Consider the following 11,753-nt stretch of genomic DNA (forward strand, 5'->3'; position numbering starts at 1 on the left):
CAGTCGACACGACCCCGTAATGTGGGACCCGTGACCGTGAACGCCAATACCTCCGTCGCCGGTGGCAACACCTGGCGAGACCTTCCCGCGGCGCAGCAGCCCGAGTACCCCGACTCCGAGGCGCTGCGCGATGTACTCGCGGACCTCGCGTCGTATCCGCCGCTCGTCTTCGCGGGCGAGTGCGACCAGCTGCGCGCCCGCATGGGAGCCGTCGCCAAGGGCGAGGCGTTCCTGCTTCAGGGCGGTGACTGCGCCGAGGCCTTCGACGCCGTGTCGGCCGAGCACATCCGCGCCAAGCTGAAGACGCTGCTCCAGATGAGCGCCGTCCTCACCTACGCGGCCTCCGTGCCCGTCGTCAAGGTGGGCCGGATCGCCGGCCAGTACTCCAAGCCCCGCTCCAAGTCGACCGAGACCCGCGACGGCGTGACCCTGCCGACCTACCGCGGCGACTCCGTCAACGGCTTCGCCTTCACCGAGGCCGAGCGCGTCCCGGACCCGGACCGGCTGAAGCAGATGTACCACGCGTCCGCTTCCACGCTGAACCTCGTCCGCGCCTTCACCACCGGCGGTTACGCCGACCTGCGCCAGGTGCACGCCTGGAACCAGGACTTCGTGAAGTCGTCCCCGTCCGGCCAGCGCTACGAGGCCCTGGCCCGCGAGATCGACAGCGCGCTGAACTTCATGAAGGCGTGCGGCACGGACCCGGCCGAGTTCAAGGCCGTCGAGTTCTACGCCTCGCACGAGGGCCTGCTGCTGGACTACGAGTCGGCGCTGACCCGTACCGACTCGCGCACCGGCGAGCTGTACGACACCTCGGGTCACATGGTGTGGATCGGTGAGCGCACCCGCCAGATGGACGGCGCGCACATCGAGTTCGCCTCGAAGATCCGCAACCCCATCGGCATCAAGCTCGGCCCGACGACCACCGTCGACGAGGCGCTCGGCTACATCGACCGCCTCGACCCCGAGCGCGAGCCCGGCCGGCTGACCTTCATCGTCCGGATGGGCGCCGACAAGGTCCGCGACAAGCTCCCCGAGCTGGTCGAGAAGGTCACCGCCTCCGGTGCCACCGTCGCCTGGGTCACCGACCCGATGCACGGCAACACCTTCGAGGCCGCGTCCGGCCACAAGACCCGCCGCTTCGACGACGTCCTGGACGAGGTCAAGGGCTTCTTCGAGGTGCACAAGGGCCTCGGCACCCACCCGGGCGGCATCCACGTCGAGCTCACCGGTGACGACGTCACCGAGTGCGTCGGCGGCGGCCACGAGATCTTCGTGGACGATCTGCACCAGCGTTACGAGACGGCCTGCGACCCGCGGCTCAACCGCAGCCAGTCGCTGGACCTCGCGTTCCTGGTCGCCGAGATGTACCGGGATCAGTAGGCATCACCGCTGGTAGCGCGCGTACGACTGTGGGGCACGGATCGATGTGATCCGTGCCCCACTGGGCGTTCCGGGGCTTCTACCGCTCTTGAGCGGCGGGTAAGGTTAGGTTAGCCTCACCGATTATCGGGGCGGCCGCCACGACCCATCCCGCCGGGAGGTGAAACCGCGTGTACGTCTGCTCGTGCTTCGGCGTTACGGAGCAGCAGGTCAAGAAGCATGCGGAAGCCGGCGCCTGTACGCCCCGCCAGATAGCCTCCGCCTGCAAGGCGGGGACCGACTGCGGTGGCTGCGTCCGCACCATCCAGGCGATGCTCGGCCGCGGCGCCTGTCCGCGCCGTGAACTGCTCGGCCAGAAGCAGCCGCCCGGCACCGCTCCGGAACCAGGTGTCGCCCCCGGTACCGGCTCCGCTCTCCCACCGGCGGCCGGGTTCCCCGAAGCCGCCTGAGCGTGGCGGGCCACGGATACGAGCCCGGTGTGCCCCGTGCCGGTCAACTGTCCGGCTGCTCGATCAGCTGCGCGATGTAGAGCGGCTCACCGAGCTTCTCGACCAGTTCCAGCTGGGTGTCGAGATAGTCGATGTGGTGCTCCTCGTCGGCCAGGATCGACTCGAAGATGTTCGCGGACGTGATGTCGCCCTTGCCGCGCATCAGCTCGATGCCCCGCTTGAGGCGGTCGATCGCCTCCACCTCTACCTGGCGGTCCGCCTGGAACATCTCGGTGACCGTCTGGCCCACGCGTACGTGGAAGAGCCGCTGGTAGTTCGGCAGTCCCTCGAGGAAGAGAATCCGGTCGGTCAGGATCTCGGCGTGCTTCATCTCGTCGAACGACTCGGAGCGGGTGTACTTCGCGAGCTTCGTCCAGCCGAAGTTGTCCTGCATCTTGGCATGCAGGAAATACTGATTGATGGCAGTCAATTCGGCGGTCAGCTGTTCGTTCAGGAACTCAAGGACCTCGGGGTCGCCCTGCATCGCAGAGGCTCCTTCCAACCGGTGAACTGGGCAAGTTGGCCGCATCTTCGCATCGCACCCGGTGGCCGTCCAGTAAGTACATGCTTAGTAGTGTTTGCCCGAAACGCCCCTGTGCTGGTCATGACCACCCCTGCCTGTCTGTCACCATGGAGGCATGGGTCAGCCGGAAAGCCGGGAAAACCGCGCATCAGAGCAGTCGGAGCTTCCGCCGGGACAGCGACTGCAGCGCGGCTGGCCGGTCACCCATTACGGGCCGGTGCCGAAGTTCAAACCCGACCGCTGGGAATTCCGGGTTTTCGGTGCCACGGCGGACGGCGACAAGCACTGCTGGAACCATCAGGAATTCTCGGCGCTGCCGTTTTCCTCCGTCGTCGCCGATCTGCACTGCGTGACGAAATTCAGCATGCTCGGCGCGGAGTGGGGCGGGGTGCTCGTCCGCGACGTCGTGGCGCTCGCGCCGCCCGCGCCCCATGTCACCCATGTGATGGTCTGGGCCGAGTACGGATTCAGCTCGAACCTCAGGATCGAGGACTTCACCGCCGAGCGGGCCCTGTTCGCCACCCACAAGGACGGTGAGCTGCTCACCGCCGAACACGGCTTCCCGCTCCGGCTCGTGGTTCCGCAGCTGTACGCCTGGAAGGGCCCCAAGTGGGTCCGGGGTGTCGAGTACATGACCGCCGACCGCCGCGGCTTCTGGGAGGAGCGCGGCTATCACAACGTCGGCGATCCGTGGAAGGAACAGCGCTACTCCTACCAGGAGGAGCCGGGGGACGGCCCCGAGCTCTGACCCCCGGCCCCTGCCGGTCCCCGGGCCGCCTCAGTGGTGGTACTGGTGCACCACGGCATGGCCCTTGCCGCGGCCGATCAGCCACTTGTTGACCGGTGTGGTGACGATGAAGGCCACGGCCAGCGAAAGGGTGAGCGTCCCCCAGAACAGCGCGTCCGCGAGTGTCGCGTCCATCGCGCCGGGCCACAGGGCGATCAGCCCGTTGTCGATCAGCTCCATCACCGCGATGGAGAGCGTGTCGGCGGCGAGGGCGACGCGGAACGCCGTACGGAAGTCGACGCCGGCCTTCCGGATGGACCGCAGGGTCAGCGTGTAGCCGAAGAAGAACGCCAGGGCGATCGCGAGGACCATCGTCGGCAGGTTGCCCCAGCCCAACGCCGTGCCGATCACCATGCCGAGCACCTCACCGATGGCGCATCCGGTGAGGCAGTGCAGGGTGGCCTGGGCCGCCGTCGCCCACCGGACGTGCCCCGTGTGCCCCGCGTGGTGTGCGTGCTCCGTGTGCTCCTGCATGTCGATCCCCAATGCCGGATAGCGGTTCGTGTCGACTACAGGAACCGTATACCCCCCTGGGGTATTCCGCCAGGGAGGACCCGATCAGCTCCGGCCGCGCAGCTCCTTCAGCCGGGCCACGTCCGCCGCGTGGCCCTCCTTGCCGCCCGGTGTCTCGATGATCAGCGGTACGCCCTCGGTGGCCGGATGGGAGAACAGCTCCCGGAACGGCTCCGCGCCGATGCGGCCCGCGCCGATGTTCTCGTGCCGGTCCTTGTGGGCTCCGGCCACGTCCTTGGAGTCATTGGCGTGGATCAGCTTCAGCCGGCCCTCGCCGACCGTCTCCACCAGCAGGTCCAGCGTCTGCGCCATCCCGCCGGGACCGGCCAGATCGTGTCCCGCCGCGAAGATGTGGCACGTGTCGAGGCAGATGCCGAGCTTCGGATGGGCGTCGAGCGCGTCGAAGTACGGGCCGAAGTCCCAGGTCCGCGAGCAGAGCGAGAACCCCTGGCCGGCGGTGGACTCCAGCAGCAGGAACGGGTCGTCGTCGTGCGTCAGCTCGTCCAGCAGAGGCCGCATATGGGTGCGCACCTGGGCCAGCGCCTCCTCGCGGGGCCGGCCGTTGGTCGCCGAGCCGGTGTGCACCACGACGCCCAGGGCGCCGATCTCGCGGGCGCGGCGCAGGGAGTGGCGCAGCGAGGTCACGGACTTCTCGACGGTCGCCGCGGTGTGCGAGCCGAAATTGATCAGGTACGGGGCGTGGACGTACGCCGGCACGGACTCGGCGGCGCACTCGGCGCGGAACTGCTCGTCCTGCGCCGGGTTTCCGGGCGAGGTCGCCCAGCCGCGCGGATTGGCGACGAAGACCTGGACGGCCTCCGCGCCCATCTCGCGGGCGTACGGGAGGCCGGCCCTGGCGAGGCCGCCGGCCACCGGTACATGGCCGCCGACAGGGTTGCGCATACGGATCTAGAGTCCCTTGGTCTTGATGGTGATGGTGCTGCCCTCTGGGGCGCGGTCGCCGCCGTCGACGGACTGGCTCGCGACCGTGTCGCTGAAGGAGAGGAACGGGCGGTCGACCTTGACCTCGAAGCCCGCGTCCTCCAGCTCGCTGCGGGCGTCGTCGACGTTCTTTCCGGTGACGTCCGGGACATCGATCATCTGCGGGCCCTTGGAGACCGTCAGCGTGACGGTGTCGCCCTCGGCGGCCTCCTGGCCCTCGGCCGGTGACTGCTCGGCGATGTCGCCCGCGTCCTGGGGGGAGTTCACCCGGCCGGGCAGCACCTTGGCCTTCAGTCCCTCCTCGTCCAGCGCGTCGGTGGCGTCCTCGACGGAGAGGCCGGTGACGTCGGGGACGTCGACCGGGCTGCCCTTGGACACCACGATCGCGACCGCGCTGTCCGCGTGGCGCTCGGTGCCCGCCCCGGGATCCGTCCGCACCACCTCACCGGCCGCCGCGTCCTCGCTGAACTCCTTGGTGGTCATGCCGGGCACCAGGCCCGCCTTCGTCAGCTTCCGCCTGGCCTCGGCCAGCGTGATGCCCTCGACATCGGGCACCTCCACGATCTCGGGCCCGCGCGAGACGACGAGTGTCACCGAGCCGTTGCCCCGGATCCGGGCGGCCGACTTCGGGTCGCTGTTGATCACCTTGCCGCGGTCGACGGTGTCGCTGTAGGCGCGCTCGACGCCCTTCAGTTCGAGGCCGGCGTCCGACAGCCGTCCCTTGGCCGCCTGCTCGCTCTGGCCGAGCACCGAGGGGACGTGGGTGAACTGTCCGGAGTTGATGTACCAGACGCCGCCGCCGATCCCCAGGACCAGCAGCACGGCGACGACCGCGGCGACGATGCCGCGCCGCGGCCCGCCGAGGAGCCCGGCCCGCCGGTCCGGCGGCAGCGGCGGGGACATCTCCAGCCGGCTGGTGTGGTGGGCGGTTCCCTGGCCGGGCGGCAGCACCCGCGGAATCACGCTCGTGCGGTCCTCGGCGGCGTCGCGCACCTCTGCCAGGGCCTGCGGCGGTACGGCGTCCAGCTGGGCGTCGGTGAGGCCGGCGCGGGCCTGTCGGGACTCGGCGAGCAGGGCCACCGCGTCGAACGGCCGGACCTCGGGGTCACGCGCGGTGGCGCTCGCCACCAGCTCGTCGAGCTCGGGTGCGAGCCCCGGGACGAGGGCCGAGGGAGCCGGGACGTCCTCGTTCAGATGCTGGTAGATGACCTGGGCGGGGGAGTCACCGGTGTGCGGCTTGGCGCCGGTGAGCATCTCGTACAGCACCACCCCGCACGCGTAGACATCGGCGCGGGTGTCCGCGGTGCCGCGCTCGATCTGCTCGGGGGCGAGATAGGAGACGGTGCCCAGGACGGACCCGGTGGTGTTGGTGACCGTGCCCACGGCCCGTACCAGGCCGAAGTCGGCGACCTTGACCCGGCCGTCGTCGCCTATGAGTACGTTCTCCGGCTTCATGTCACGGTGTACGAAGCCCGCCCGGTGCGCGGCACCGAGCGCGGCGAGCACCGGCTCCAGGATGTCCAGCGCGGCCCGCGGCTGCAGTGCGCCGCGCTCGCGCAGCACATCGCGCAGCGTGCAGCCCGCGACGTACTCCATGGCCAGGTATACGTACTGCCCCTGGGCCCCCTGGTCGAAGACCCCGACCACATTGGGGTGCGCGAGCCCCGCCACCGACTTGGCCTCGCGGATGAAGCGCTCGACGAACGAGGCGTCGGCCGCGAGCGCCGGGTGCATCACCTTGAGGGCGAGCACCCGGTCGAGGCGGGTGTCCATGGCCCGGTAGACCGTGGCCATGCCGCCCACGGCGATGCGGGCATCGACGCGGTAGCGGCCGTCGAGCAGCTGCCCGACGAGAGGGTCCTGGAGGGTCGTATCCACGCAGGGAGTCTACGAGCCGCCGCGGACACGACCGACGGGCCGGGGCGATCCTGGGGTCGTACTGCAGCCGAGCCGTGACAGGGACACGCGATCCACCGCCGCCGGAGCCGCGGTACCCGGTGTCAGAACGCCGGGCGTTCCGGGTCCAGCGCCGCCAGCCCCGCCACCGGCGACGACGCCTCGGCGAAGTGCCGGCGCGGTATCCGCCCCGCGCGGTACGCCAGCCGCCCGCCCTCCACCGCGTGACGCATCGCGGCGGCCATCAGCTCGGGCTCCTGGGCCCGGGTCACCGCCGAGGCGAGCATCACGGCCGCGCACCCCAGCTCCATGGCGAGCGCCGCGTCCGAAGCCGTCCCGGCGCCCGCGTCCAGGATCACCGGGACCCGGGCCTGCTCGACGATCAGCTGGAAGTTGTGCGGATTGCGGATGCCCAGCCCCGAGCCGATGGGGGAGCCGAGCGGCATGACCGCCGCGCACCCCACGTCCTCCAGCTTCCGGGCCAGCACCGGATCGTCATTGGTGTACGGCAGCACGGTGAAACCGTCGTCCACCAGGATCTCCGCGGCGTCCAGCAGTTCGACCGGGTCGGGCAGCAGGGTCCGCTCGTCGGCCACCACCTCCAGCTTGACCCAGTCGGTGCCGAGCGCCTCGCGGGCCAGCCGGGCGGTGAGCACGGCCTCGCCCGCCGTGAAGCAGCCCGCAGTGTTCGGCAGGACGCGGACGGCGAGCCGCTCCAGTACGCAGAGCACGGAGCCCCGCACGGTCGGGTCGAGGCGGCGCATCGCGACGGTGGTCAGCTCGGTGCCGGAGGCGATCAGTGAGCGTTCCAGCACATCGAGGCTGGGCGCCCCGCCCGTTCCCATGATCAGCCGGGAACCGAGGACGGCGCCCCCCAGGGCGAAGAGGTCGTCGGGCACGGTCAGCCTCCCTGGACCGCGGTCAGGACCTCGACCCGGTCGCCGTCGGCGAGCACCGCGGCGGACCACCGGCCGCGCGGCACGACGGTCTCGTTCAGCGCGGCCGCGACACCCGAGGGCGCCTCGGTCAGGGTCGCCACCAGGGCGTCCAGGGTGGTGCCCGCGGCGACGGCGACGGCCTCGCCGTTCACGGACACGGAGAGGGCGAGGGGTGCGGTCATGCGGGCTGCTCCTGTCGTACGGGGGTGGCGGCCGCGAAACGGCCGGGGGAGAAGGGGCGGGCCACCTCGGGCAGCTCGCCGCCGGCCAGCAGCTGCGCCATGGCGTCACCGGTGACCGGAGTGAGCAGCACCCCGTTGCGGTGGTGGCCGGTGGCGAGGTGGAGGCCGGGCAGCGCGGTGCGGCCGAGCAGCGGGGCGTTGTCGGGGGAGGCGGGGCGCAGACCGGCCAGGGTCTCGGTGAGCGGCAGCTCGGTGATGCCGGGCACCAGCTCGTGGGCGTCGCGCAGCAGCTCGTACACCCCGCCCGCCGTGACGGTGGTGTCCCAGCCCATTTCCTCGCTGGTGGCGCCGATCACCAGCTCGCCGTTCTCGCGCGGCACGAGGTAGACGTGGCTGCCCCGGACCACGGCCCGCACGGTGCGGCTGAGGAAGGGGGCGTACGCGGTGGGTACGGTCAGCCGCAGCACCTGGCCCTTGACCGGGCGGACGGGCGGCAGGACGTGGTCCGGCACCCCCGCGAGCCGGCCGCTGAGGCTGCCGGCGGCGAGCACCACCTGATCGGCCGTCGGCTCCGAACCGTCGGTGAGTACGGCCCCGGTGGCCCGGTCCCGCACCACCGAGAGCCGTTCGGCCCGGTGGCGGTGGAAGACGACCCCGGCCCGCTCGCACGCCGTCAGCAGCGCGGCGGCCAGCCGGCGCGGGTCGACCTGGTGGTCGCCGTCGACCCGCAGTCCGCCGCGTACGCCCGGCGCGAGCATCGGCTCCAGGCGCCGGCACTCACGGCCGGTGAGCCATTCGGTCTCCAGCCCCGACCGGCGCTGGAGCTCGTGCAGTTCCCGCAGATGGGCGCGGTCGTCGGTGTCCAGCGCGACGGCCAGGGTGCCGCAGGCGCGGTAGCCGATGTCCTGTCCGCTCGCGGCCTCCAGCTCGGCCGCGAACGCCGGATAGCGCGCGGCGGAGTCGACGTTGAGACCCAGCAGCAGCTCTTCGCCGTAGTGCAGTTCGGTGACGGCGGCCAGCATCCCGGCCGCGACCCGGGCGGCCCCGCCGCCGGGACCGGGATCGACGACCGCGGTGGCCAGGCCGCGCTGCGCGGACCGCCAGGCGGTCACCAGGCCGATGATGCCGCCCCCGATGACGAGGACGTCGGACCCGCTCGCGCGGTGGGTGCGCATGGGCATCCAGCCCCTCCCTTCGCCGGCATGACCCGGATCAGGTTCGTACGGTCGAAGGCCGTCCAGCCTCCCTCTCAGCCCGGTGCGTCCGGGCTCCCGCGAGTGCTTTACGTGGGCCACCCTAGACCCCGTCCCGCGGAGGGTCCCGGGAGGGCGGTGGGTGCGAGCACGGCGGCGGACCTCTTTCCTGACGGTTCGTCAGATGATTAAGGTGGACGGGTGAACGAGCAGCAGCGGGCAGAGCGGCCGGAGCGGCAGTCGGAGCGGGCGGGGCGGCGGGTGGTCGTCGTCGGCGCGGGCATGGCGGGCGTGCAGACGGCGGTGGCCCTGCGGGAGCAGGGCTTCACCGGCGCCGTCACCCTGATCGGAGCCGAACCCCATCAGCCCTACGACCGTCCCCCGCTGTCCAAGGCGGTACTGCTCGGCAAGGCCGAGGAATCCGCCTTCGACATCGACTTCGAGGCACTGGGCATCGCGCTGCGGCTGGGCCACGAGGTCACCGGCCTGCGCGCCGCAGACCACGAGCTGGACACCTCCGCGGGGCCCGTCCCCTACGACGTCCTCGTCATCGCCACCGGCGCCGAACCCGTCGTGCTGCCGGGTTCCGGGGGCGTGCCGGGCGTCCATCTGCTGCGCACCCTGGACGACGCGGCGCGGCTGCGGCCCGTCCTGGAGGCGCGGCACACCGTGGTGGTCGTCGGCGCGGGCTGGATCGGCGCCGAGTTCGCCACCGCGGCCCGCGCCGCGGGCTGCGAGGTCACCGTCGTCGAGGCCGCCGAACGCCCCCTCGCGGGCGCCCTGCCCGCCGAGGTCGCCGCTCCGATGGCCGCCTGGTACGCGGAGAGCGGCGCCGCACTCCTCACCGGGGCGCGGGTGGCCCGCGTCGAGCCCGGCGGCGTGGTCCTGGCGGACGGGCGCACGCTCCCGGCCGACGCGGTCGTCGTCGGGATCGGCGCACGGCCCGCCACCGGCTGGCTGGCCGGCTCCGGCGTCGGGCTCGGGCCCGACGGATCGGTGACCGCCGACGCGGCGCTGCGCACCTCGCTGCCCGACGTGTACGCCGTCGGCGACTGTGCCTCGTTCCCGTCCGCGCGCTACGGGGTGCGTCTGCTGGTCCACCACTGGGACAATGCCCTCCAGGGGCCCCGGACCGCTGCCGCCCAGATCATCGGCGCGGCCGGCGGGGACGGGGCGGAGTCGCCCGCCTATGACCCCGTGCCGTACTTCTGGTCCGAGCAGTTCGGCCGGTTCGTCCAGTACGCGGGTCACCACGACGGCGCGGACACCCTGCTGTGGCGCGGCGATCCGGCCGGCCCCGCCTGGTCGGTGTGCTGGCTGCGCGACGGCGTCCTGGTCGCGGTGCTCGCCGTAGGCCGGCCGCGCGACCTGATCCAGGGGCGCAAGCTCATCGAGGCGGGCACCCGGCTCGATCCGGAGCGGGCCGGTGACGCGTCCGTACCGCTGAAGTCGGCGGCCCGGCAGTAGGAGCCCGCACCGCCGGTGCCGTCCGGTCGGCCGACGGGGCCTGCACCGAAACGGACACCGGAGCCCGGCACTCGCCCTCCCCGACGGCCGCCCGTGGCCGGCTCGCGGCCGGCCGCCGGCGCCACTGCCGCGCCGCGCGAGGCCCTGAAGGGCTGAGTCCGGGTATCGGCTGTCAGTCCGGGATGGCAGGCTTGTCCCGTGACCGAGATTGACGCAAAGATCGATGCTCTCGTCCCTGCCTGGCTCTACCTTCCCGATATCGCCGAAATGTTCGATATCGAGGTGACGCGTGTGCGGCAGCTGGTCAAGGAGGGCCAGCTGATCGCCGTACGACGTGGTGAGAACCGGGCACTCCAGGTGCCTGCCGCCTTCATCGACGGTGACAAGGTGGTCAAGGGTCTTACCGGGACCCTGACGCTCCTGAGGGACGACGGCTACTCCGACAAGGAGATGCTGGAATGGCTCTTCACTCCCGACCCGAGCCTGCCGGGCACGCCCGCGCAGGCGCTGAGTGAGAATCGCGGCACGGAGGTGAAGCGCCGCGCCCAGGCGCTCGCCGTCTGACCGACAGCCGTACAGGTGGTGCGGGCCGCACGGTGCGGCCCGCACCACTTCCGCACCGCTCACCGAACGTCATCGCTCTCCCGGGGGAACTCGCCATGTCCACGCCTCGCGCGCCGCTGTCCGATGCCCGGCTCTATCTGTGCACGGACGCCCGCAGGCGCCAGGGGGACCTCCCCGAGTTCCTCGACGCCGTCCTCTCCGGCGGGGTGGACATCGTCCAGCTCCGCGACAAGGGGATGGAGGCGGCCGAGGAGCTCGAACACCTCGCGGTCCTCGCCGACGCCTGCAAGCGGCACGGCAGGCTCCTCGCGGTCAACGACCGGGCCGACGTCGCCCATGCCATCGGCTCCGGCGTGCTGCATCTGGGCCAGGGCGACCTGCCGGTGCCCGCCGCCCGCGCGATCATCGGCCAGGACGTGATCGTCGGCCGCTCCACGCACGCCGAGGCCGAGGTCGACGCCGCCGTCACCGAGCCCGGCGTGGACTACTTCTGCACCGGCCCCTGCTGGCCCACCCCGACCAAGCCCGGCCGGCCCGCACCCGGCCTCGGCCTCGTCCGGTACGCCGCCTCGCTCGCCCCGGCGCGTCCGTGGTTCGCCATCGGCGGGATCGACGCCGGCAATCTCGACGAGGTGCTGGACGCCGGAGCGCGCCGCGTCGTCGTCGTACGGGCCCTCACCGAGGCCGCGGACCCCGCTGCCGCCGCCGCTGAGCTGGCCGAAAGGATCCGGGCCCGCGCCGACGCCTGATCCGGCGGACACACCGGGGCGGGGCGGGGCCGCCCGAGCGACGCGTTTGGGGCATCGGTGTCCGAAGCGTGGACAAGTACCGGTCAATTCGGGCAAATCCTGCCGGTTCGGTTGGGTGGCCGCCACGC

At 71.8% G+C, this 11,753-nt stretch carries 13 protein-coding genes and 1 riboswitch; of the genes, 6 read left to right on the forward strand and 7 right to left on the reverse strand.

Annotated elements, in window-relative coordinates; translation table 11 throughout:
- Positions 1-36: 36 nt before the first annotated feature.
- A complete protein-coding gene (locus AB0I52_RS18030; RefSeq protein ID WP_363073729.1) occupies positions 37-1,383 on the forward strand; it encodes a class II 3-deoxy-7-phosphoheptulonate synthase in 1,347 nt (448 codons plus the stop codon).
- A gap of 170 nt (positions 1,384-1,553) precedes the next feature.
- Complete coding sequence (locus tag AB0I52_RS18035) at positions 1,554-1,832, forward strand: (2Fe-2S)-binding protein (RefSeq protein ID WP_363073633.1); 279 nt, start codon at positions 1,554-1,556, stop codon at positions 1,830-1,832.
- 43 nt (positions 1,833-1,875) lie between these two features.
- Here AB0I52_RS18035 and bfr read toward each other — a convergent pair whose 3' ends face one another.
- On the reverse strand, positions 1,876-2,355 hold the full coding sequence (gene bfr, locus AB0I52_RS18040) for a bacterioferritin (protein ID WP_311312884.1): 480 nt from the start codon (positions 2,353-2,355) through the stop codon (positions 1,876-1,878).
- A 154-nt stretch (positions 2,356-2,509) separates the two neighbouring features.
- On the opposite strand from bfr, the gene AB0I52_RS18045 reads away from it, so the two are divergent.
- Positions 2,510-3,142, forward strand: a complete 633-nt coding sequence (locus AB0I52_RS18045; RefSeq protein WP_362953546.1) for a sulfite oxidase-like oxidoreductase — start codon at positions 2,510-2,512, stop codon at positions 3,140-3,142.
- Positions 3,143-3,172: 30 nt separating this feature from the next.
- On the opposite strand, the gene AB0I52_RS18050 is transcribed toward AB0I52_RS18045, so the two are convergent.
- The 6 genes from AB0I52_RS18050 to thiO form a co-directional block, all read right to left on the reverse strand.
- Positions 3,173-3,655: a DUF4396 domain-containing protein gene (locus AB0I52_RS18050; protein ID WP_363073636.1), complete on the reverse strand. Its 483-nt coding sequence runs from the start codon at positions 3,653-3,655 to the stop codon at positions 3,173-3,175.
- Positions 3,656-3,739: 84 nt separating this feature from the next.
- Complete coding sequence (locus AB0I52_RS18055) at positions 3,740-4,597, reverse strand: deoxyribonuclease IV (protein WP_363073638.1); 858 nt, start codon at positions 4,595-4,597, stop codon at positions 3,740-3,742.
- Positions 4,598-4,603: 6 nt separating this feature from the next.
- Positions 4,604-6,514 (reverse strand): Stk1 family PASTA domain-containing Ser/Thr kinase, encoded by a 1,911-nt coding sequence (pknB, locus tag AB0I52_RS18060; protein WP_363073640.1) that lies wholly within the window; start codon positions 6,512-6,514, stop codon positions 4,604-4,606.
- 122 nt (positions 6,515-6,636) lie between these two features.
- Entirely contained in the window at positions 6,637-7,431 is a 795-nt protein-coding gene (locus tag AB0I52_RS18065) for a thiazole synthase (RefSeq protein WP_363073642.1), read from the reverse strand.
- Positions 7,432-7,433: 2 nt separating this feature from the next.
- Positions 7,434-7,652, reverse strand: coding sequence for a sulfur carrier protein ThiS (gene thiS, locus AB0I52_RS18070; RefSeq protein WP_363073644.1), 219 nt, complete (start codon positions 7,650-7,652; stop codon positions 7,434-7,436).
- Positions 7,649-8,827 carry a glycine oxidase ThiO gene (thiO, locus tag AB0I52_RS18075; protein ID WP_363073731.1) on the reverse strand — a complete coding sequence of 393 codons (1,179 nt, stop codon included), beginning with the start codon at positions 8,825-8,827 and terminating at the stop codon, positions 7,649-7,651. Before thiO ends, thiS begins: the two co-directional genes overlap by 4 nt.
- Positions 8,825-8,937, reverse strand: a riboswitch (TPP riboswitch). (Overlaps the previous gene by 3 nt.)
- 109 nt (positions 8,938-9,046) lie before the next feature.
- Between thiO and AB0I52_RS18080 the strand changes: the two genes are divergently transcribed.
- From AB0I52_RS18080 to thiE, 3 genes are all read left to right on the forward strand, one after another.
- Complete coding sequence (locus tag AB0I52_RS18080) at positions 9,047-10,312, forward strand: FAD-dependent oxidoreductase (RefSeq protein ID WP_363073646.1); 1,266 nt, start codon at positions 9,047-9,049, stop codon at positions 10,310-10,312.
- Positions 10,313-10,510: 198 nt separating this feature from the next.
- Positions 10,511-10,876, forward strand: coding sequence for an Rv2175c family DNA-binding protein (locus AB0I52_RS18085; RefSeq protein ID WP_363073648.1), 366 nt, complete (start codon positions 10,511-10,513; stop codon positions 10,874-10,876).
- A gap of 95 nt (positions 10,877-10,971) precedes the next feature.
- Positions 10,972-11,625, forward strand: a complete 654-nt coding sequence (gene thiE, locus AB0I52_RS18090; RefSeq protein WP_363073650.1) for a thiamine phosphate synthase — start codon at positions 10,972-10,974, stop codon at positions 11,623-11,625.
- The last annotated feature ends 128 nt before the right edge of the window (positions 11,626-11,753 follow it).

Origin of the sequence: Streptomyces sp. NPDC050423 (assembly GCF_040655445.1) — a bacterium.
Lineage (GTDB): Bacteria > Actinomycetota > Actinomycetes > Streptomycetales > Streptomycetaceae > Streptomyces.